19 protein-coding genes, 1 tRNA gene and 3 pseudogenes are annotated in these 21,354 nt (G+C 39.1%); 6 read left to right on the top strand and 17 right to left on the bottom strand.

Annotated features, from left to right (window positions below; genetic code table 11):
• Positions 1-29 precede the first annotated feature (29 nt).
• Both tnpC and ACU8V8_RS03155 read left to right on the top strand, forming a co-directional pair.
• The gene (tnpC, locus tag ACU8V8_RS03160; RefSeq protein ID WP_446888817.1) at positions 30-1,550 is read left to right on the top strand and encodes an IS66 family transposase; all 1,521 of its coding nucleotides are present in this window, start codon (positions 30-32) and stop codon (positions 1,548-1,550) included.
• A gap of 18 nt (positions 1,551-1,568) precedes the next feature.
• Positions 1,569-1,877: a TOPRIM nucleotidyl transferase/hydrolase domain-containing protein gene (locus ACU8V8_RS03155; protein WP_446888816.1), complete on the top strand. Its 309-nt coding sequence runs from the start codon at positions 1,569-1,571 to the stop codon at positions 1,875-1,877.
• Here ACU8V8_RS03155 and ACU8V8_RS03150 read toward each other — a convergent pair.
• Entirely contained in the window at positions 1,872-2,972 is a 1,101-nt protein-coding gene (locus ACU8V8_RS03150; protein ID WP_446887329.1) for an ISAs1 family transposase, read from the bottom strand. The two genes, ACU8V8_RS03155 and ACU8V8_RS03150, sit on opposite strands and share 6 nt — an antisense overlap.
• Before the next feature lie 67 nt (positions 2,973-3,039).
• Between ACU8V8_RS03150 and ACU8V8_RS03145 the strand changes: the two genes are divergently transcribed.
• Together ACU8V8_RS03145 and ACU8V8_RS03140 are read left to right on the top strand one after the other, a co-directional pair.
• On the top strand, positions 3,040-3,630 hold the full coding sequence (locus ACU8V8_RS03145; protein ID WP_446888815.1) for a hypothetical protein: 591 nt from the start codon (positions 3,040-3,042) through the stop codon (positions 3,628-3,630).
• Position 3,631: 1 nt separating this feature from the next.
• Positions 3,632-4,369, top strand: a complete 738-nt coding sequence (locus ACU8V8_RS03140; RefSeq protein WP_446888814.1) for a UvrD-helicase domain-containing protein — start codon at positions 3,632-3,634, stop codon at positions 4,367-4,369.
• A gap of 5 nt (positions 4,370-4,374) precedes the next feature.
• On the opposite strand, the gene ACU8V8_RS03135 is transcribed toward ACU8V8_RS03140, so the two are convergent.
• Positions 4,375-5,475 carry an ISAs1 family transposase gene (locus tag ACU8V8_RS03135; RefSeq protein ID WP_446887329.1) on the bottom strand — a complete coding sequence of 367 codons (1,101 nt, stop codon included), beginning with the start codon at positions 5,473-5,475 and terminating at the stop codon, positions 4,375-4,377.
• Positions 5,476-5,567: 92 nt separating this feature from the next.
• Here ACU8V8_RS03135 and ACU8V8_RS03130 point away from each other — a divergent pair.
• Both ACU8V8_RS03130 and ACU8V8_RS03125 read left to right on the top strand, forming a co-directional pair.
• Positions 5,568-5,735, top strand: a pseudogene (locus tag ACU8V8_RS03130) (UvrD-helicase domain-containing protein); the annotation flags it as partial.
• Positions 5,730-6,845, top strand: a complete 1,116-nt coding sequence (locus tag ACU8V8_RS03125) for a 3'-5' exonuclease (protein WP_446889571.1) — start codon at positions 5,730-5,732, stop codon at positions 6,843-6,845. The pseudogene ACU8V8_RS03130 and the gene ACU8V8_RS03125, both read left to right, overlap by 6 nt.
• 170 nt (positions 6,846-7,015) lie before the next feature.
• On the opposite strand, the gene ACU8V8_RS03120 is transcribed toward ACU8V8_RS03125, so the two are convergent.
• The 15 genes and pseudogenes from ACU8V8_RS03120 to ptsP form a co-directional block, all read right to left on the bottom strand.
• Positions 7,016-7,090: transfer RNA gene (locus ACU8V8_RS03120), tRNA-Arg, on the bottom strand.
• 94 nt (positions 7,091-7,184) lie between these two features.
• A complete protein-coding gene (locus ACU8V8_RS03115; protein WP_446888813.1) occupies positions 7,185-7,859 on the bottom strand; it encodes a FlgO family outer membrane protein in 675 nt (224 codons plus the stop codon).
• Between the two features lie 7 nt (positions 7,860-7,866).
• Positions 7,867-8,542: pseudogene (locus ACU8V8_RS03110) on the bottom strand (FlgO family outer membrane protein).
• A 12-nt stretch (positions 8,543-8,554) separates the two neighbouring features.
• The gene (locus ACU8V8_RS03105; protein WP_446888812.1) at positions 8,555-9,148 is read right to left on the bottom strand and encodes a FlgO family outer membrane protein; all 594 of its coding nucleotides are present in this window, start codon (positions 9,146-9,148) and stop codon (positions 8,555-8,557) included.
• Positions 9,149-9,199: 51 nt separating this feature from the next.
• Positions 9,200-9,823, bottom strand: coding sequence for an SPOR domain-containing protein (locus ACU8V8_RS03100; RefSeq protein ID WP_446888811.1), 624 nt, complete (start codon positions 9,821-9,823; stop codon positions 9,200-9,202).
• An 18-nt stretch (positions 9,824-9,841) separates the two neighbouring features.
• Positions 9,842-12,784 carry an MSCRAMM family protein gene (locus tag ACU8V8_RS03095; protein WP_446888810.1) on the bottom strand — a complete coding sequence of 981 codons (2,943 nt, stop codon included), beginning with the start codon at positions 12,782-12,784 and terminating at the stop codon, positions 9,842-9,844.
• Between the two features lie 25 nt (positions 12,785-12,809).
• On the bottom strand, positions 12,810-13,604 hold the full coding sequence (locus ACU8V8_RS03090; protein WP_446888809.1) for a fimbrial biogenesis chaperone: 795 nt from the start codon (positions 13,602-13,604) through the stop codon (positions 12,810-12,812).
• Positions 13,605-13,612: 8 nt separating this feature from the next.
• Entirely contained in the window at positions 13,613-14,086 is a 474-nt protein-coding gene (locus ACU8V8_RS03085) for a DUF4402 domain-containing protein (RefSeq protein ID WP_446888808.1), read from the bottom strand.
• 9 nt (positions 14,087-14,095) lie between these two features.
• Positions 14,096-14,695 carry a DUF4402 domain-containing protein gene (locus ACU8V8_RS03080; RefSeq protein WP_446888807.1) on the bottom strand — a complete coding sequence of 200 codons (600 nt, stop codon included), beginning with the start codon at positions 14,693-14,695 and terminating at the stop codon, positions 14,096-14,098.
• Positions 14,696-14,816: 121 nt separating this feature from the next.
• Positions 14,817-15,440, bottom strand: coding sequence for an SPOR domain-containing protein (locus ACU8V8_RS03075; protein ID WP_446888806.1), 624 nt, complete (start codon positions 15,438-15,440; stop codon positions 14,817-14,819).
• Between the two features lie 90 nt (positions 15,441-15,530).
• Positions 15,531-16,412 carry a UTP--glucose-1-phosphate uridylyltransferase GalU gene (gene galU / locus ACU8V8_RS03070; protein ID WP_446888805.1) on the bottom strand — a complete coding sequence of 294 codons (882 nt, stop codon included), beginning with the start codon at positions 16,410-16,412 and terminating at the stop codon, positions 15,531-15,533.
• A gap of 99 nt (positions 16,413-16,511) precedes the next feature.
• On the bottom strand, positions 16,512-17,363 hold the full coding sequence (locus tag ACU8V8_RS03065) for a thymidylate synthase (RefSeq protein ID WP_446888804.1): 852 nt from the start codon (positions 17,361-17,363) through the stop codon (positions 16,512-16,514).
• A 10-nt stretch (positions 17,364-17,373) separates the two neighbouring features.
• Positions 17,374-18,177 carry a prolipoprotein diacylglyceryl transferase gene (gene lgt / locus ACU8V8_RS03060; RefSeq protein ID WP_446888803.1) on the bottom strand — a complete coding sequence of 268 codons (804 nt, stop codon included), beginning with the start codon at positions 18,175-18,177 and terminating at the stop codon, positions 17,374-17,376.
• Positions 18,178-18,189: 12 nt separating this feature from the next.
• A pseudogene (locus ACU8V8_RS03055) lies at positions 18,190-19,001 on the bottom strand (sulfite exporter TauE/SafE family protein).
• Positions 19,002-19,082: 81 nt separating this feature from the next.
• Positions 19,083-21,353, bottom strand: a complete 2,271-nt coding sequence (gene ptsP, locus ACU8V8_RS03050) for a phosphoenolpyruvate--protein phosphotransferase (protein WP_446888802.1) — start codon at positions 21,351-21,353, stop codon at positions 19,083-19,085.
• Position 21,354: the final 1 nt, after the last annotated feature.

The following is a 21,354-nucleotide window of genomic DNA, read 5'->3' as shown; positions in this document are numbered from 1 at the left end:
ACAACGTCAAATTCTGTTAAATTGCGAACATGAAAATTGATGCACACTCACTTCCTGACGACCTGGAACAACTCAAGCGTATGGTGCTTGAGTTGCAACAAGTCGTTGCTGAAAAAGATGAGCAAATTCACGAATTACTGCAAGCTTATAACGCAAAACTTGCCAAAGAGTACGCCAAGAAATCTGAAAAGATGCCGGGTGCAGGCGAAGTATTCAATGAAGCAGAAGACACTCTCGATGAACATGATAAAGCGCTATTGGCTACATCGCCCTCAGTAAAGAAAGAAAAAGCCAAACCGAAACGCCGCCCACTGCCGGCGCAGTTGCCGCGAATTGAGGTGGTTGTTGACCTCGAAGAGGATGACAAAATATGTGATTGCTGTCAAAGCCCCCTTCATAAAATGGGTGAAAGCAGCAGTGAAGCACTGGAATTTGTACCAGCGCATATCAAAGTAATCAAAACCATTCGCCCAAAATATACGTGTCGTCACTGTGAGCGAGAAGGGATTGAAAGTGTAGTAAAAACCGCCCTAATGCCTGCAACCCCTATTCCAAAAAGCATCGCAACCCCCAGCCTGCTGAGCCAAATAATCATGTGTAAATACCAGTTTGGTTTACCACTTTATCGCCAAGAAACAATGTTAGCCGATATTGGTATTGAGTTGAGCAGACAAACGATGTCGAGCTGGATGTTGCGCTGCGCAGACCTGTTGTCCCCTCTGTATAAACGCTTAAAAGACGTGTTGTTATCTCAACCGGTTATTCACGGCGATGAAACCCCGTTAAACGTCATTAATGCAGATAAAGCAACCAGCTATATGTGGCTGTATTGCTGCGGCGATGATAAACCGGGTAAAGGCACTAATATTGTCCTGTTTGATTACCATAATAGTCGTGCAGGCCAATGTGCGGTTGATTTCCTTGATGGTTACCAAGGCTACATGCACGTTGACGGCTACAAGGCTTACGAGCAAACGAATGCAACACTGGTTGCGTGCTTAGCCCATATACGCCGTAAGTTCATCGAGGCCAAAGGCAATAATAAAAAAACCGTTAAAGCGGATGTAGCACTTAACCTTATTCGCAAACTCTATGGTATTGAGCAAGCCATCAAAGGTAAGCTGGCCGATGAAAAATTCACCGTTAGGCAGCAAAAAGCCAAACCAATCGTTGATGAATTGTATCAATGGTTACTCAAACACAAAGATAAAATCCCTCCCCAAATGGCGCTAGGTAAAGCAATTACCTATGCGATAAATCAGTTTGAGAAATTTCGGCGTTACCTCGATGATGGCAGGCTCAGTATTGATAATAACCGTGCAGAGCGAGCCATAAAACCGTTCGTAATAGGGCGAAAAAACTGTTTATTCTCAAATACCTGCAATGGTGCACATGCCAGCGCTATACTTTATAGTCTTGTTGAAACTGCAAAGGCAAATGATCTTGTAGTGCATGACTACATCTCAACGTGCTTGCAACATATTGCAGAGCAGCCAGATAACCTTGAGCCACTTCTGCCTTGGAACTTTAGCAAAGCTAGGTGTCGTTAGCTATACGCTTACCATTAAATGATAAAAAAAATCACTGATAAAATAGCACCGGAAAGCACTGACGAAGCCACTGCAAGAGATGAATTAAAGTTTTTAAAGAAGCACATTAAATATAAAGTATCAGAACTTTTCTTTTCTGATGCGATAGTTTTAGTCGAAGGAATTACTGAAGAGCATTTAATTCAGCATTACCTTAGTGAATCAAAAGATTTACAAAAATATGGAATTTCAATATTTAATATTAATGGTGCTTTTGCACACATATATAAACCACTTATAGATCTATTGAAAACCCCAGGGCGGGAGCATACTTTGATTAATTTATAATCCAAAAAATATTCTCGCCCGATAATCATCACTCCAGCTTGCCTTTTTGATTTTGCTACGTTGACTTGGGGCCCCGCATTCGCATTGCCTCAAAATGTTCATTACAAAGCGCCTAAATAAAGCGATGTTTTCAACTGCACCCTCTAACGCTATTCTTGAATCATCTTCTTTGAAAACAACATCTAAAACATAATGCTGGCTATTTTCAATACGCCAATGTTGCCGTATATAATGCCCTAGCATTTTGTGTTTAGGTGACATTGAACTTATGTAATACGACGTGTCTATACTGCACTTATTCTTTACTGTTCTGTGGCGTTCAACTGCGATTATACTTATTATTGTTGGCCACTTCTGTGCAAGCTCTGTCGGCAGGTTCGCTTTTAATTGATAGACGTAGCGCTCTTCTTTGCGACCATGGATCTCTTGCTTAATGTGTGTGACGACTTTTTCTTTATTTGCATCAAATACTGCTTGAAATGAATTCGATACAGCATCAAACAATTTGGGTTGATTTTTCTTAACCTGAACAACTACATGTGCCTTTTTATCTGAAATTATTTCGAGTGTTTCACGTTGGCAATGAAGTGCATCCATCGTGATGACACTTCCTTTTACATCAAGTATATCAAGCATTTGACGAACAACACTTATTTCGCCGTTTTTTGTTTTTGTCGGTTTTTGACTCAATACTAACCCTCGCTCAGTATCGTACGCCGTTACTAATTGCAGTGCTGTTTTTCTATCATTTCGATAAGAGCCGCGTAGCACCTTGCCATCAAAGGCAATAATGGGTTTATTTAATGACTGGCGCTGTTCATTTAACCACAAGGCTAAAGCTTCTAATAAGGATTCCGCAACAACACTGCGTAGTATACGTGCTATCGTATGCCGCCGAGGGATACCATGTCTGAAAGCTCGGTACTGTCTGAGCCATGATAGCTTTTCATCACCATAAATTTCAATATCTTGCCATCCTTCACATCCTGAGGATATGGCTGTAATTATCAAGAACATAACATCAATTAGATTATGTTTTTGGTTGATATCAGAACGTGTTTCTTCAATAACAGTAAGGTGGTCTAAGATGCTCAAAATTGAATGCTATAAGTGAATTTTCTCTATTAGATCATATTTTTATTTAAAGTGCGATCCCGCCCTGTTGAAAACCCCATGTTTAGTAATCACTGATCTCGATATAAAAAGAACTAAAGCCGATAAAGAAAATTTCAAGCAAATTGATAAGCTAGATAGTCACGAAACAACTAATGCAGTTTTGCAAAAATATGTCTGTAAAGATGAGTTACCAGATGAAGAACCATCAGATGAAAATGAATCAAAAAGCATAATACTTCCAAGTAATTTGACTTATTACTGTATTAACAATTTCATGATCGTTTTCCAAAAGGATGCAATCAATGGCTTTGTCGCTTCAAGCTTTGAAGAAGCCTATATTCTCACAAACTATGATCATAAAACTCTTAATAAAACACTAAAAGAGTTAAAGCCAAGAATATATAAAAGAATTGTTGGAGCCTCAGGTCAAGAAAACACTAACCAATCCAAGGAAAAGTCTTTTGAGTGGCAATGTAAGCTAGCTTCAAGTAAAAGTGATTTTGCAAATACACTCCTTTACGAAATAATCACATCAAATATTGATGCTCCTCAACTACCTAAATATATTGAAGATGGTTTAGCTTGGTTAACTAAAAAACTGAATAATGATAAATCTCTCCAAAATAAAGGAATTTAGGATGTTGAAACTTAAAGAAAATCCTGAAAAATTAATTGAGGAAATGAAAGTACAAGAGTTGCTTAACAATGCTATAGATAATAACAAAAGCTTTGTTTTTAATGCTGGAGCTGGCTCAGGAAAAACTTACGCATTAATTGAAAGCTTAAAATATATAGTCAAACATTATGGAGAGAACCTATCAAACCAAAATAAACATGTTTTATGCATCACCTTTACTAACGCAGCTGCGGATAATATCAAATCAAAATTTGGAAACAGTGACATAGTAAAAGTATCAACTATTCACGAGCGAGTTTGGGAGCTAATTCATTTACAGCAGGATGCATTACTCATTGAACATGAGATAAAAATAAATAAAAAGTTAGTTACATTAAAGGAATCTTTTGAAAATAGCCCAGATGAAGAGTGGCTAAACAGTGCTGATAAAGAAAAATTTAATGGTCACTTTCTTTTAGATGAAGCAAAAAATACCTTCTACAACTCTACTAATCATACTTCTGATTTTGGAACCATCCTTGAAGATTTTGGTTATACGCTAAAAAATAACTTAGGCAAATTTAGGAAAGCCGTAAAATATTTACATGAAACCAATAAACTTCAAAAATGCCTTAATAGAATTAAATCAGGTGAAAATAAAGAAGTAAGATATAACCCTAATTTTAACAGTGATAGACTTCACTACATGCTGATTAGCCATAATACTCTATTAGAATATCAGGGCGGGAGCATACTTTGATTAATTTATAATCCAAAAAATATTCTCGCCCGATAATCATCACTCCAGCTTGCCTTTTTGATTTTGCTACGTTGACTTGGGGCCCCGCATTCGCATTGCCTCAAAATGTTCATTACAAAGCGCCTAAATAAAGCGATGTTTTCAACTGCACCCTCTAACGCTATTCTTGAATCATCTTCTTTGAAAACAACATCTAAAACATAATGCTGGCTATTTTCAATACGCCAATGTTGCCGTATATAATGCCCTAGCATTTTGTGTTTAGGTGACATTGAACTTATGTAATACGACGTGTCTATACTGCACTTATTCTTTACTGTTCTGTGGCGTTCAACTGCGATTATACTTATTATTGTTGGCCACTTCTGTGCAAGCTCTGTCGGCAGGTTCGCTTTTAATTGATAGACGTAGCGCTCTTCTTTGCGACCATGGATCTCTTGCTTAATGTGTGTGACGACTTTTTCTTTATTTGCATCAAATACTGCTTGAAATGAATTCGATACAGCATCAAACAATTTGGGTTGATTTTTCTTAACCTGAACAACTACATGTGCCTTTTTATCTGAAATTATTTCGAGTGTTTCACGTTGGCAATGAAGTGCATCCATCGTGATGACACTTCCTTTTACATCAAGTATATCAAGCATTTGACGAACAACACTTATTTCGCCGTTTTTTGTTTTTGTCGGTTTTTGACTCAATACTAACCCTCGCTCAGTATCGTACGCCGTTACTAATTGCAGTGCTGTTTTTCTATCATTTCGATAAGAGCCGCGTAGCACCTTGCCATCAAAGGCAATAATGGGTTTATTTAATGACTGGCGCTGTTCATTTAACCACAAGGCTAAAGCTTCTAATAAGGATTCCGCAACAACACTGCGTAGTATACGTGCTATCGTATGCCGCCGAGGGATACCATGTCTGAAAGCTCGGTACTGTCTGAGCCATGATAGCTTTTCATCACCATAAATTTCAATATCTTGCCATCCTTCACATCCTGAGGATATGGCTGTAATTATCAAGAACATAACATCAATTAGATTATGTTTTTGGTTGATATCAGAACGTGTTTCTTCAATAACAGTAAGGTGGTCTAAGATGCTCAAAATTGAATGCTATAAGTGAATTTTCTCTATTAGATCATATTTTTATTTAAAGTGCGATCCCGCCCTGATTAGAATATGGGCTTGAATTATGCAAAAAATATCCAACACTTCGCCGAATAATTGTTGATTCATACCCATATGTATTAATTGATGAATATCAAGATACTCATAAACATGTTATTCAATTTATGTATGAATTAATTAAAGATACAGAATTATCTCATAAATTTTTGCTTGGCTATTACGGAGATGTAATGCAAAGCATTTATTCGGAGGGAATTTCAAATTCCCTAAATGAATATCACCCTAATTTATTAAAAATAGAAAAAAAGTATAACCGTAGATCGCGAAATGAAATCATAAATATATCTAACAAGCTCCGTAATGATGAGATATCTCAAGAAAGTATTTACGAAAAAAATGACGGCGGGTCTTTTTCTTTTCATAAATTAATAAGCGAAAGACCAAACGACTCCTCTACTCTAGTAAGAAGATTCATAGAAAGTGAACTTTCAAGTTTAAATGAGGATGTCGTCCACTGCTTAGTGCTTAAAAATGAAATGCTTGCTGAGTTAAGTGGTTTTAAGGATCTTTTCAATTGCTTTAAAGCTTTTTTCTTTTTTAATGAACAAGCACAAAAAGTATTAAGTAGAGATTTAACTAAGCTAGATACTTCAATTCGTATAATTCTAGCACTCATTGAATTTAGAGAATTGATAGCAAAACCTCAAAAGACACTTGAAGATATACTCCCAAAAGAAAAAAATCCTGTATCGATGTTTGATGCTCATAACTATCTAAACGAGTTGAACATATTAATAGACGAGAAAATTAATACTTTCGAAGATTATTTAGTTGCGCTATTCCAACTTTATGACTCTGGTTCTTATCTTTTCAAATGCAAATTGAAAGACTTTTTTCCATCTGATGATTTTGGATATTCACTTGAGGGGTTTAAACAGTTGCTAAATAATGACCTACCAAAAAGCGACTCAATTAAAGAAGAAAACCGTATTAACCAAATTAATATAGCAATAAGTATTTCTCTTAACGAATTCACTAAATGGTACGAATTCATTACTGAATCTAGCAGCGAACCAGTTAGATTTAACACTTATCATAGTACTAAAGGGTTGGAGTATAGCAACGTAGTCATTATTATGGAGAATTCATTTAGTAGAGACAGATCGTATTTTCCTAACTTTTTTAAAGATCCTCAGAACATAGACTTTCAAGAACGCCGAAATTTGCTATATGTAGCTTGCTCGAGAGCCATTGATAACATGAGGATATTATATATTGATCCTATTGACTCGTTTCGAGAAGAAGCTTCGTTATTGTTTGGGGAAGCAAAGAGATTTGTCTTATAGTTTACAGTGTTAAATAGTAGCAACTAATAAGAGTATTTTTAATTGAGATAAACTTTCCACTATTAATAAAAGATACTAAGCGGCGTTAAATAAAATCAGTTACCTTGCTACATATGTGCTACATAGAAAATAAAAAGAATGGAAATAAAATCGTAACCCATTGATTTAATTGGTAGCCCCTGCAAGAATCGAACTTGCAACTGCCCCTTAGGAGGGGGCCGTTATATCCATTTAACTAAGAGGCCAGTGCTAGGTGCTAGGCGCTAGGCGCTAGGCGCTAGGAAATTATAACGGTTTATCCTATTTATAATCAAGCTGTTAAATGGACTTAATACAAGGCTAGTTAATACTCGCGCGTTTGAGGTTTATATCGTCGTTTTTTAACACATAATACGGCAATACTTTTTGGCTGCTGGCGATCACTCGCTTGCTTTGTACATCTATCACGCGGGTGTTTACCTCTACTCCGCTGCTGCGATAGATTAACGTGCCTGATAAAACATGGCTGGCGATACGTTTGTTGGCTAGGTTTTCAATATCACGAGAAAACACAAAATCGCCACGTTGGTTAACTAAGATTTGATCTGTGGTTTTAAAATCAACCACCCCGTAACCAAACTGCTGGAGTTGATGAATAAACGACTCCGATAATTGGTTACCTAATTGGCTACTGTTATTCAAGCTTGCATCTAAATCTACAAACGAGGTAACAGCAATCGCAATGTCTTGCTCTGACTGCATAGTATCAACCAAATCCAGCGCCATTTGTTCAACATAATTGACCAATGTTTTATGGTGCTTTAGCGGAGTAAACTGGGTTGAATCTTGATATTGCTGTTCGTCATTTAGTTGTGCTTGGCGAATTAGCTGATTTAAATCATAGCTGGGAGCTGTAGCTTGTACGTTATCAACCTTTACCTGCTCTTGGGTCGTGTTATTTGCATTACAGCCCACTAACAGCGAAGCCGTTAGGCTTAAGCTAACAATTGCAGCATGTTTAGTTAAAAATGCCATACTCGTCTCACTCATTCGCTTGTTTAAGCATTACGCCATCGGTGCGATAACTGCTGTCTAGCGCATCAACCACTGACTGTGGAATAAAACCTTGCGCAGAGCCCACCACTGCTTTACTGGTTAAACCTACGATACGGGCATTCACTAATACGCCACCTTGGTGGTTTACCATAGTACCGGCCAACACATAGTTAAAGTTTTGTTTCTTGGCTTAGCTCTAAATAGTCACGGCTAAATACAAAGTCACCGCTTGGTGTTACCCGCATATAGTCTGTGGTTTTAAAGTCAATCACGGGTACACCAAAGCTGTGTAATTCGTGCATAAAGCTTTCAGCTAGTTGATTACCTAATAAAGTGCCATCGTTATATTCATCATCAAGATAAATAAAACTCGATACCGCTAAAGGCGTTTTAGTGTTTACGTATTGCAGATTCTCGGCCATATCTTGCATTATACCCCGCACATAATGGTTGATATTTTTACGTGTTGGGGTCGTTATTTGGCTGCTGTCGTTCATTACTGCAGTATTTTGATAAAGCGAAGTTGTTTGTCCAGGTTCAGCAACTGTGCGCTGTTTTGCTAACTGAGGCGAATTATCTTCAACAACGGTGCTGTTGTCGTCCATCATTTGCGAACAACCAAAGCCCAGTGGCAAACATAAAGTAAGTAATAAGCGTTTCATAAGGGCTCCTAATTAGTATTCACTGCGATAGATATAACCATCGCGTTGCTGAATTTTTTCATCACCCCACATTACATTGATAGGGATCTCAGTATTTGCCGCAGACGTAATTACGTTATCTTGCGTATTCACCATGCGGGCGTTAACAATATAGGCATGTTGTTGCCGCGTAAGTGTGCCGGTGATCACATAGTCAATATTCTGGCGTTGACGTAATTTTGAAATATCTCTGCTAAGCATACTATCGGCAGAAGCTGATAAATTTATAGTGTTTTCTAGGCGGTATTCAATAATGTTATACCCCAGCTGGGTGAGCTGTGTAATAAGGCTTTCTTGAATTTGCTGACTAAGGCCAGCACCTTGCCCTTGAGCTAGGCCTGTTTCTAGAGAATCCGCTAGATAAAAGCTAGTAACAGCAATGCGTGCCGAGCTTTTAAAAGGCCCTTTAATGTGGCTTAACTGGGTGCTTAAGTCACTAACGTACTGATGCACAGTAAACGGAGCCATCGCTGGATTTTCAATAGGGCTTTGGCTTGTATCTGGCTCATCACCGGTCAAACTACAGGCTGTGAGGCTGATTGAAAGTAAAAGTATTAAAAGGCGCATATTTGCCATCCTCGTGAAGCATGGCAAATATAAAGCAATTATTATGCCTATTTATGGCTGGTATGGGTTATCGGTGTAGTGCGTTACTAAACAAGCCACATTATGCTTTTTCAAATTCGTACACGCTTTTTTTGCATTTTGCTGAAATTGATAAGCACCTAGTTTAAGGCGGTAATAAGTAACGCCACTGACATCGACAGGCTCTACATTTGCTACAAACTTACCTTCGAATAATTGTGGTGCTTTGCTTTGGAGAGCTGCAACACTTTTAGTTAACCGCATCTTTTGTGTTACTGAAGCAACTTGTAGAGCATAAATTGGTTGTGTCGTAACCTTTGGCTTTACTACCGTTGCTGGAGCAGCAGGCTTAACCTCGGGCGAAGTAGCTTCTGGTTGTTTAGCTGAAGAAGACTCTTGTGCTACAACGGCATTAAGTTGATTTATTAACAATTTTAGATCTTGTTCTATGACCAGCAATCGTTCAACTCCAGGTTTTGCTTGTTGCCACTGAGCTGCTGATTCTTTTAATTGCGCAAGCTCGGTTGCTGAAATACTTACCACTTCTTCATTGGTGACTTGGCTTTGTTTATTTCCAGCATCTGTACTGTTGCAGCCAACAAAGGTAGTGCATACCAATAAAGTTAATATACTTTTAAAAATATGTCGTAACGCCATCAAAAGCTCCCTATTTTATTAATGTGTTATTTGTTGGGCCTTAACTGTGCAATTTAAGCCTTTATTTTTTAGGTTATTACATGTGCTTTCAAGCTTTGCAGAAGCATCTACGGCATAGCCAATAGCTAATACATAACGCTCATTTTCTTGCAAATAGAACGCTTCATTTAATGATTCAGGCTTTAAATGCTGTTTTATTAGCTGAAAATACGCTTTCAAAAACGCTAATGAAGAAAAGCTACCCGCGTTAGCAATGTAGCCTGACGCCTTTACTTTTTCAGTTAAAACAAAATCAACCCCCATCACAACGTCGCCCTGTGGGGATAAATTAACAGTTATATTCTGCGTTTCTTTTAAGCCTTTATTATCTTTGTAATTATCTTCAATAACAGCTTGGTATTCGCCAGGTCTTAAATCAGTGAAAAGATAATAACCGTCGTATGCAGCTTGTGTTTGCGCCACTTTGTTACCTTGTATGTCGAGTAATGCAATTTTAGCATAGGGCTTAACTTCATTTGTTTCTCCCTTATGTAAATACACTACACCTTCCACTTCACTTGAGTTATTAATTGGGTAATCCATATATTCAATAAACCCAGCCCGCGGAGTAATTGAAAACCCTTCATGAGCTGGTACTAAAAAGGGATCTGGAAAGCTGTCTTTATCTAGCACGATATCTGTAGTGCGATTGGCCGGCATTGAAGTAAGTAACGCAATACCTTGTTCATCGGTAATTGCTTGGCGGTAGTTTTGTAAACCTTTAACCTTAACACCAGCAACGCCCTGCTCACCTTCGTCCATGGTGCCATTGTTATTTTGATCTAAGAAAACTCGAACCATTAAGCTACCAGTACTCGTTAAACTGCGATTTGTCATAAAAGTACGGTTATTTTGTGCATCAAACCCAAAGCTAAAGCGGCTATATAAGCTAACAAGCCAATTATCATTACTATCGTAGTTAACAGTGCTGCTTAAATTAAAGTTATCATTTTGCCAATTCAAACCTAGATCAGCAGATTGAATATTCTGATTTAACGTGTTTCTAAGCGTCAATTCAGCTTGCAATTTCGCCGTAATACTGCGGCTGAATTCGGCTTGGTAACTTAAAATATCACTCTGTGGTGATATTAAATAATCAACACCAAAACGACTATATACCCGACCTATTCGTCCTTGTATACGAGTTGCGCCATACACTTGACTATGTTCATTTACTTTTTGCCATTGCAAAAGATTGTTTACCGAAAATCCTGAATAGCTATAATTAAATCGGTTATAAGCTTGCTGTAAATCACGTCCTAAACTTGATTGCTGTAATAAAAAGTTATTTTGATAATGAAGCCGGCCATAATTATTTTCCATCAATTCGCCTGTCATATCGAATTGATAGCTTTGAAAATCTTGCTGTTGATCCGAACGATCACTTACAGTAAAAAGGAGTGATTGCTCTGCCAATTGCGTTCTCGCGGTGAGCTCAAATTCATTTTGTTGTTGATTGTTTTGCTCATAGTCTAGATTCAACAACAGTCTTTCAAACAGGTTAATATTGCTGCCAAAGGCAAATTGATAAAAGTCGTCGTCTTCACGCTTTTGCGCCATAGCGCCGGTATAAATAGCAATATTATCCGTTAAGCCTCGTTCGTAACGCCCCGCGGCCAACCAGCCACTTTGTTGTGAGTTACTTTCATTTCCTAGTAATTGTTTACCTTGCTCTGACACTGACACTTCGTATGTCGCTTCACCTTGGCCTAATTGGTTGCCGTCAATAAAATAATATTCTGTTTTACGTTCAACTTGCCCTTGCGGGCCGTAAAAGATCAATTCAAAGTTATTTTCACCATACAATAAATCAATATTATCAAATAGGTAGCGACCATCTGCGAGACTTAACTGTTGCTCAATTAACAAACCATTGCGATAAAGCTCAACATCCCAACCCGGCTGAATAGCACCGGTGAGGTTAATTCGATTATTATCTATATTGCGGTCTAACTGGTAATTAGAAAACTTAACACCACGCCCGTATTGACTATTATAGCGACTCCCGACTTGTGTCGCTGTGATATCACCAAACCGTATTTCGCTTGCAGCAAAGGCACCGAGTAGACTACTATCTAGCGCTTGTTTAGAGAATGTTAGTCGCGAGTCTGTTAATAGGTCTTGCTCTCGACCGGCTAAAAAGTATTCTGCTGAAAGGTATGCAAAATCTTGCGCACCTAATAATGAATAACTAGTGCGGCTACTGTCATTATCTCGGCGGTAATTAAGTTGTAAATCAGCCACTGGGGCAGAAATCACTTGATAAGGGCTGGCTTTCCAAGGTTGGGTAGGTTGATTATTTCCGTGCTGTTGGTAACTAAACTGTTGGTTTCTCCTTTGCTGTTGAGCGACAACAGGAAACAACTCATCGCTGGTTACTTCGAGCGCTAAATTCGCATAATCAGGAGAGACCTTAACCATAAAAGCAGACTCTAAAACTGCTGCATCAATATAAATATCATCACTAATCAATAGTTGTTGTGAAGAAAGTACCACCGCTTGATTATTTACAAGGAGTCTGGCTGGTTTAGTGGCACTGAGTGAAAATAAATTACTTTGCTCAATAAACCACCCCGCTGCAGAGCCACTTGCCGTATCAACATTTATAGCAAGTTGTAATATTTCGACTAACCCAGATAAGCCAAGCAGGACTCCTTGCTCACTTTTTATTGCAAACACTTCACCAAGGTACATATCGTTGAGAGATAAAGAAAAAAGTAAAAATTCACCTGTCGCAATACGGTGCGTAGCAGGCTGGCTAGGTTCAACTGTAGCGGGCTGCAATGCAATGCCCTTCGAGTGAGGTTGATTTAATTTAGCTTGAATCGCTTTCAGCGTGCGCAGCACGTCATTTGGCTGCACAGTGCTTGCAAAGCAGTGTGAGCTTAACAGCATGAGGCCAATGGCCAATATACGAGTCACTTTAATAACTTAATATCGCTTAAAGCTATTCCCCTATAGCCAGAGTGTAAGAGGCAAAATCAACCGCCTTATATTCCTCAGCCCCTTCGTAATCGATTAGCACAACGCCATTTTCAGGTAACCGTTTATCTTTAAATAAACTGAGCGTTGCTATAGCTTTATCAACTTCAGGGTAAATACTTAAATTGCTAATTTCAGCAATTTTCTCTTGCCCACCCGATGCATTTTTAACATAAGCACTGAGCTTGCCATAGCTACTAAAGTTAGTATGTCGTTGCAATTGAACTTGAATTTTTGGCTTGGCTTGATCAGCACTTTTTACAATACTTGCCTGCGTAATAGTCACCTTAGGCTGCTCTGCTTGCTCACGATAAACAACGGGAATACTAAAGCTCATAATCATATTTATCTGTATTCCCGACTTCTGCTCTTTATTCTCATTAGGCAAAGCTTGAAACAATAAATGAGAACGATATTCGCCTGCCTGCAAACCTTTGGGTTTTCGGATAGCAATTTTAACGGTTTGTTTTTCACCCGGTGCTAAGGTCACTTGTTTTGGTGAAAGGCGTGTCATTGGCGATAAACTGTTTGCTGTTACTTGCGCTAAATTATTATAGCCGCCAGCTGGTAAAGCTTGTTTTTCACTCCAAACTACACGATACGTACGTTGTTCATCAGAGTTATTGATCACCGTGACTTTAGCACTGCGCTGACGATCGTCAAAAGTAACACGGGTAGGTGAAATCAATAAGTTTGCCAAGGCCATTTGGCTAAAAAATGCTGTTAGTAGCACACACATCACTGTTAATTTATTGAACATGTCAGTCCTTAGTAGTCAATCGAAATTTCTAAGTTGGTGGTTGAGGAGTAATCGCCATCAGAATAACTTTTACTGCTAGGCTTTGTTATTAAAGTGCCACCAATAAACACTTTAGCTTCACCAAAGTCATCAGTTGTGACTGACTTATTAGATAAACCATTTAGGCGTACTTCAAACTCGGCACTACTGCTGCCTTGTGTATTGTGCTGAACTGTTGCAGTGTTAACCAAGTTCATAGTCAAGCTTGTATTGGCTGGGAAATCAGTCAGTAATAGCTCAGCAGGGCGCCCCTTTTCAAGCACATAAATATTACCTAATGTATTTATGTCGCCGTCAGCTTTGATGATCACAGAGCTCGTGTTTGTATTGCTTGGTATAACCAAAGTACCAAAGTCAAGCGACTGCTGTTCTATACTCTTAGCAAGATAATTAGGGCTGTAAATTAAAGCACTTACAGCCACTGCATACGAAAGTAGGCGCATTAAATATGATTAATACGCAACTTCGATTTGAAAAGTACCAGCATACACACCATCAGCATACGGTTTAGTGGTTACCTTGCTAGATGTTTTTAATGTTGCACCAATATTAAACGATACGGTTCCATCCTGCCCCACTTGTAGGTTAGGTGTACCAGGCGTATAGGGAGCGTTATTATTATCCCCACTGGTGATCACATAATTCCAATCATCAATACTAAAATCAGGGCGGTCGGTATCTTGCCCATTTTCAAATTCTAAATTTGTTTTAGTTGGGTCAACAATTGTTAATACCGCACTTGGTACTGCGTCTGATACGGTGAAAGAGGCTGGCTCACCATCTTCAATAATCGCAAACAACGCATTAGCTGTATTCTTTTTACTCTCTGAAATAGGACTTGCGTCAGGAGTAGCGCTTACAATCAGCTCTGCAATCTCAACACCTGCGGGGTCGGCAACTGCACGTACCTTACCAAAGTTCAGGTCTGCATCTTTTGTTAATACAACTGCATTCTGTACCGTTACTTCTGCTCGAAAGGTCTCAGTTGCAGATATAGCACTAAAAGGCACAGCTAAAATACTTACAGCAAGAATTGAAAAAGATAATTTCATACTAAATCCTTATAAAAGATGGGACATTACCCTATGTTGCCCCTACCTTAGTTATTATCGACACTTAGAACAATTACTTTAAGCTTAATTACTGAAAAATAAGATAAGTCGGCTAAAAATTTTAAAGTGGCTGACCAATAAAAGGGGCACTTAAACATTTTTGCCCCATTTTTTGTGCTATTAAGCAAAAAGCATTAGCTTGCGTATAGTCTTCAAAAGGCCCTACCCGTAGACCATACAAAGTGACACCTTTATTTTGTCGCTCCGTCATTACAAACCCTAATTGACTAAATGCCTGAGGGTATTCACGATAAAGGCGAGCGATTTGCGATTTTACCAGTTGCGGTTTTAAATAAAGCCCTAATTGTGCGCCAGGTAATGCGTCGTTTAAAAGATTAGGCGGTTGATTAGTCGTTGTTGGGATTGTATTGCCTTGAGGTTGTACAGCCATATTATTTGTTTGATGCACCACATCAATGCTATCTGAGCGAAGCTCTACTGGGGTTTGCGCTAATTGAGAGTTTGACGATAGCGCCATAATTAACAGCTTTAGGTCGCCTTCCATTTCAGCCAAACGGCTTATACTATCTTGTTGCTGCTGCCATTGTTCAACGTATTCTTTAACTTGAGAGTCAGAAATAAGCGAAGATTTATTGTCAATTTGGTTATTATTGTTATTAGCGCAGCCACTTAAAGCGGTTGTTACTAAGATTAGAGCTGGCAAAACACGCTGTTTTATCTGCATTTTCAATTAGCTTTTAGAGAACAATATAGTTTATTTTAAGCAAAAAAAGTGCCACTTGGGCACTTTTTTTAAAACATTATATAAATGAACTTATTTTACTAAGTCTTTAATAAATTTACTTAAATCATCTTTAAACTCATCACGACGAAGGGCAAACTCGATTGTCGCTTTTAAATAACCCAATTTACTACCGCAATCATGGCTACGGCCTTTAATCGCGTAAGCAGCAACAGCTTCTTTATCCATCAGCATAGCAATAGCGTCAGTTAATTGAATTTCATCGCCTGCGCCTGCGGGGGTTTTAGCGAGTAGTGGCCAAATATTTTTACTTAAAACATAACGGCCAACAACAGCAAGATTTGACGGGGCTTTATTTACAGGAGGCTTTTCAACCATATTTAAAATACGCGCGTTTTGACCTTGGGTGATTTTTTCATCGCCTAAGTCAACTACACCAAACTTGTTTACGTCTTGCATTGGTACTGGTTCAACCATTATTTGGCTTTCACCGGTTTGCTCAAAGTGAGTGATCATCTCAGCAAGGTTATCTTTTTCAAGATTACTTTCATAATCATCAATGATCACGTCTGGTAATATCACCACAAAAGGTTCATCACCAATAATCGGTGCCGCACAGTTAATTGCATGACCAAGACCTTTTGCTTCACCTTGACGTACATGAATAATCGTTACATCTTTAGGGCAGATAGCTTGCACTTCGGCCAATAATTGCCGCTTTACACGCTTTTCAAGCGTGGCTTCTAACTCAAAGCTGGTATCAAAATGGTTTTCAATTGAATTTTTACTTGAGTGCGTAACCAAAACAATTTCTTTAACGCCAGCAGCAATCGCTTCGCTAACTACATATTGAATTAGCGGACGGTCAACAACGGGTAGCATTTCTTTTGGTATAGCCTTTGTTGCTGGCAACATACGGGTTCCTAGGCCTGCAACAGGGATAACAGCTTTCATTCGTCTCTCCTTAAGTGGGTATGGTTCTGGCAGATTAAAACCAACGTCATTTTAGCAGGCTAATTTGACCACTGGCTTAACACAATCAGAGTTACCTAATTATACTGAAAATGGGTATTTAATAGCATCATGGCATTGATAGCCAATCACTTCAAAATCATCTCTGGTTACCCATGTTTCTATGTCTTCTAATGTTTTTATTTTTGGGTTGATCTGTAACTGTGGTGACTCAAACGGCTCACGCTTTAATTGCACATCACGCATTAATTCTAGCTGATTCTCATAAATATGCGCGTTTACAATTTTATGATAGGCCTTACCTGCTTTATGGCCAGTTATTTGCGCAACTAAGGCAAGTAAAACAAAACACTGAATTTGATTAAAGTTCAACCCGAGTGGTACATCACAGCTACGTTGATACGAGGTTAAATAAAGCGTATCACCCAAAAGTGAGAATGTATGAGTGTGCATACAAGGGCGAAGGCAACCTAAGTCAAACTCACCTGGGTTATAAAAGGTGATTATCTCGCCTCTGTCATCAACACCGTCTTTAAGGTTATCAATCACTTTTTTCAATTGATCCAGAGGCGTACCATCTGGGCGTTGCCAGTCACGCGCTTGCACGCCATAAACGCGGCCCATGTCGTCTTCACCTTTACGATTAGGATTATTAAGCCATGCTTGGTTTTCATTGGCATTAGCATCCCAAGTCATGCAGCCTATTTCACGAAACTGTTCAGCACTACTGTAGCCCCGTAAATAACCTAAAAGTTCTGCAATGGCAGCTTTGTAATAGCTTTTACGTGTGGTGATCATTGGGAACTTGTTATTCGCTACATCGTATTCTAGCTCAGCGTTAATAACGGTTAAGCAACGTGTTCCGGTACGTTTATTTTCAACCCAAATGCCTTCATCAACTATACGCTGACATAATTCTAAATATTGTTTCATGGTTTTCTTCTTAGGCCTTTTTTGCAGTCACTGATTGTGACTTGTTATAAGCCCATAATATCAAACCAAGACCGCCAATGATCATCGGTAACGATAAAATTTGCCCCATAGAAATAAACCCACCAAATAAACCTAAATGTGCATCAGGTTCACGGAAATACTCAATGGCAAAGCGAAACACGCCATACCCTAATAAGAATAATCCACCTACACTGCCTGCCGGGCGTGACTTTTTAGTAAACAAGTAAAGAATAATAAATAGAACAAGGCCTTCAAAGAACGCTTCATAAAGTTGCGATGGATGGCGCGCAAGCGGCCCTCCGGTTGGAAATACCATAGCCCAAGGCACATCTGTTGTGCGCCCCCAAAGCTCGCCATTAATAAAATTACCAATACGCCCTGCTAATAAGCCTACCGGCACTAATGGAGCAACAAAGTCGCCAACGGCTAACAACTGCTTTTTGCGTGTCCAAGCAAACACGCAAATAGCGGTGATCACACCCAGCGTGCCACCATGAAACGACATGCCGCCTTGATCGATTCTGAATAAGTACAGTGGATTTTCTAAAAAATAGCTAAATTGATAAAACAGTACATAACCAATTCGACCGCCTAATATAACCCCGAGCATGCCGTAAAAAAGTAAATCGCTTACTTCTTCTTTTGTCCATCCTGAATTAGGTTTTTGTGCCTGACGATTTGCCCACCACATGGCAAAAGCAAAACCAATTAAATACATTAAGCCGTACCAGCGTACGCTCAATGGGCCAACCGTAAAAATAATCGGGTCGATTTGTGGAAACTCAAGAGCCATAAAAATTAAACCTTAACTAAACACCATTTGAAGTGCGATGATAACCAATAATACTGCGAACGCTTTTTTAATCGTCGCAACGGGTAAATAATGAGTCGCTTTTGCGCCAATAGGTGCCATAAACCACGAAGTGATTACTATACCTAATAACGCGGGTAAATAAACAAACCCCGCAAAGCCATGTGATAAATCTGTCACTTGCCAGCCGGCTGAAACATAACCAACAGAGCCAAATAGCGCGATAACAATACCGCACGCAGCCGCACAGCCAATCGCTTTTTTTAATATCCACTGAAAAGTGGTTAAGCAGCGGCACTATAAGTGCGCCTCCACCTATGCCTATCAAACCTGACAACCCACCCATTATTGCACTGAACGCACCAATAATAGGACCACTGGGCATTGCATGATTACTTTGTTCCACTTTACGTGTTGAAAGCACCATACGAGCGGCAATAAATACGACACTCGTTGCAAACACACCGCGTAGTAGTTGCTCTGGAATATAACTGGCGGCAAAACCACTTATCAGAGCACCTAAACCAACACCACCCATGACCCAAGGAGCAATTTCCCAAGGAACATTATTATTTTTATGATGAGCGAGCACTGAAGAAGTAGAGGTAAACAATATAGAGGCTAGCGATGTAGCAATGGCAACCACAAGTACATGATCTGCGGAGGCAACTTCAAATTTTACTAGCAATACACTTAATACAGGCACTATGATCAAGCCACCGCCAATACCAAGTAACCCTGCTAAAAAACCTACTATGCTTCCCTAGTACTGCACAGCTGGCGATCAGTAAAACTAAATCATGCATAGCACACTCTTATAAATAAAATGTTATATGCATATACTAATGTATTATAAAGTATGTTCACAGCTAAAATTGCAGCCCTAGCTAACTATGGTTTGGTGTATAAAATAATTCGCCAAGATCATGCTCAATCATAAAGTTTCGGGTTAAGCGCAGTACTTGTTTAGCCGTTGATTGTGCTAAACATTCTGTAAGTAGCGCTTCCATATCAGTGACTTTTAAACGCCTGAGCACCCATTTTACCTTGCTCAATGAAGAGTTATTCATACTTAAACGACGATAACCCATAGCAATCAATAGTATAGCGCCTTCAGGGTCGCCCCCAAGCTCACCACACAAGCTTAAAGATAAATTATATTGTTCACACTCATGCGCTACTTTTTGTAACACTCGCAATACGCCAGGGTGATAAGGGTTAAATAAATCTGCAACGCGGGCATTTGAGCGATCTACTGCTAATAGATATTGGGTTAAATCGTTACTACCTACAGAACAAAAATCTACTTTTTTCGACCATTCAGGCATCATAAAAACACTTGAAGGTACCTCAAGCATCACACCTACTTCAGGTCGATCGATCACTTGATCTGGATATTGTTCTTCTAGCTCAAAATAAGCTTGCTCTAACAATGCCAAAGAATCATCAACCTCTTCTGTGCCACTGATCATAGGGAGCATTATTTTTAAATTACCTAAGCCAATATTTGCTTTAACCATAGCCTTTAATTGATCTAAAAATAGCTCGGGATGATCAAGTGTGACACGAATACCTCGCCAACCTAAAAATGGGTTTTCTTCGCTTATATCAAAGTAATCTAATACCTTATCACCACCAATATCTAACGTACGCATGACTACCGGTTCAGGGTGGTAACTTGTAAGTACTTGACGATACCAGTCCTCTTGTTCTGCTTGTGAAGGGAATTTACCCTTTTGCATAAACCACGCTTCAGTACGATACAAACCAACGCCATCACAGACCTTAGTATTGGCTGTTTCAGTATTCAAATCTAAACCTGCATTTAAAAGTAAGGTGATTTGTTTGCCATCTAAGGTAACGGCTTCACACTCTTCTTCTGCGATGAATTTATCGTTTAGTAGTGTTTCTTGATATTGTAATTGACGATATTCGTCCTGCAGTATTTGAGAGGGTGAAATATACAAACGCCCAGCATAGGCGTCTAGAATCATTAATTTAGCATCTAATTGTAATAAAGGGACGTCTTCGATACCCCAAATTGCCGGAATTCCCATTGCTCGCGTTAAAATAGACGCATGACTATTAGCGGCACCATTAACACTCACCACACCCGCGAGGTGCCCTTTGGGTACCTCTGCTAACATAGCAGGAGTTAAAGTATTGGCTATTAATATTGTATCTTGAGGATAACTCTTTGCTGCGTGCTCAGTATTTACTAAGTGATGTAATACCCGTAAACCAATGTCTTTCACATCGACAGCACGCTCTTTAATGTATGGGTCTTGCATGGCATTAAATTGTGCGATTAGCTTTTCAATCACAATTTTTAACGCACTTTTTGCACACCAACCTTGCTGTAGCTGCGCCTCTACATTTTGCCCTAAACTTTTCGCATCTAACAATTGCTGGTATACATCGAACACAGCGAGTGCTTCTTTAGGAATAGAATCACTGAGGGTCATTGATAGAGTATTAAATTCTTTGCGCGTAGCAGAAACAGCTTGGCTAAATAAGCGCTGTTGTAACACTGTGTTATCGTCTTTTTTAAGCTCTATTGACTTAAAATCAAGCTTAGGAATAACCACGTAAGCGTGACCGATTGCAATGCCAGGAGCGCTTGAAACCCCTTTTAAGACCGAAGTTTGGTGAGACGACTCATCTTGGCGCAAAACTTCTTTGATTTCAGCATGAGCCAGTTGTGAGGCCAACTGAGCTGAGAGAGTAATTAAAAAAGACTCTTCGTCTTGACTAAATACCCGGGCAATTTTTTGTTGTACAACAATAACGCCTAAAACTTTCTTTTGATGAACCACTGGTACTGATAAAAAAGCGTTATAGCCTTCTTCATTTACCTCGGGGGAGAGTTTAAAACGCGGATGCGATTTAGCAAATGCGATATTGATTGGCTCTTCACGTTGCGCAACTAAACCAACAAGACCTTCAGTAAAGCCAATTCTAAATTTACCTACAGCAGCCGGGTTTAAACCTTGGGTTGCCATCAAAACAAAGTCATCTTGGCTGTAGTCGGCAAAGTAAATAGAGCAACACTCGGTTTGCATGGCCTCTTTCACCATTTTAACAAAGCATGCTAAAGCACTGTCCAAATTCGCCTGCTGCGATACGGATTCTGCAATAGCTCTGAGTGTTGCTAGCATA

This window comes from Pseudoalteromonas sp. SaAl2, assembly GCF_052947895.1.
This window is presented reverse-complemented; position numbering and strand designations above follow the sequence as displayed.

Coding starts and splice junctions, on each gene's coding strand:
- tnpC (WP_446888817.1), top strand. CDS start 30: ATGAAAATTGATGCACACTCACTTCCTGACGACCTGGAACAACTCAAG.
- ACU8V8_RS03155 (WP_446888816.1), top strand. CDS start 1,569: ATGATAAAAAAAATCACTGATAAAATAGCACCGGAAAGCACTGACGAA.
- ACU8V8_RS03140 (WP_446888814.1), top strand. CDS start 3,632: ATGTTGAAACTTAAAGAAAATCCTGAAAAATTAATTGAGGAAATGAAA.
- ACU8V8_RS03125 (WP_446889571.1), top strand. CDS start 5,730: ATGCAAAGCATTTATTCGGAGGGAATTTCAAATTCCCTAAATGAATAT.
- ACU8V8_RS03115 (WP_446888813.1), bottom strand. CDS start 7,859: ATGGCATTTTTAACTAAACATGCTGCAATTGTTAGCTTAAGCCTAACG.
- ACU8V8_RS03105 (WP_446888812.1), bottom strand. CDS start 9,148: ATGCGCCTTTTAATACTTTTACTTTCAATCAGCCTCACAGCCTGTAGT.
- ACU8V8_RS03100 (WP_446888811.1), bottom strand. CDS start 9,823: ATGGCGTTACGACATATTTTTAAAAGTATATTAACTTTATTGGTATGC.
- ACU8V8_RS03090 (WP_446888809.1), bottom strand. CDS start 13,604: ATGTTCAATAAATTAACAGTGATGTGTGTGCTACTAACAGCATTTTTT.
- ACU8V8_RS03085 (WP_446888808.1), bottom strand. CDS start 14,086: ATGCGCCTACTTTCGTATGCAGTGGCTGTAAGTGCTTTAATTTACAGC.
- ACU8V8_RS03080 (WP_446888807.1), bottom strand. CDS start 14,695: ATGAAATTATCTTTTTCAATTCTTGCTGTAAGTATTTTAGCTGTGCCT.
- ACU8V8_RS03075 (WP_446888806.1), bottom strand. CDS start 15,440: ATGCAGATAAAACAGCGTGTTTTGCCAGCTCTAATCTTAGTAACAACC.
- galU (WP_446888805.1), bottom strand. CDS start 16,412: ATGAAAGCTGTTATCCCTGTTGCAGGCCTAGGAACCCGTATGTTGCCA.
- ACU8V8_RS03065 (WP_446888804.1), bottom strand. CDS start 17,363: ATGAAACAATATTTAGAATTATGTCAGCGTATAGTTGATGAAGGCATT.
- lgt (WP_446888803.1), bottom strand. CDS start 18,177: ATGGCTCTTGAGTTTCCACAAATCGACCCGATTATTTTTACGGTTGGC.
- ptsP (WP_446888802.1), bottom strand. CDS start 21,353: ATGCTAGCAACACTCAGAGCTATTGCAGAATCCGTATCGCAGCAGGCG.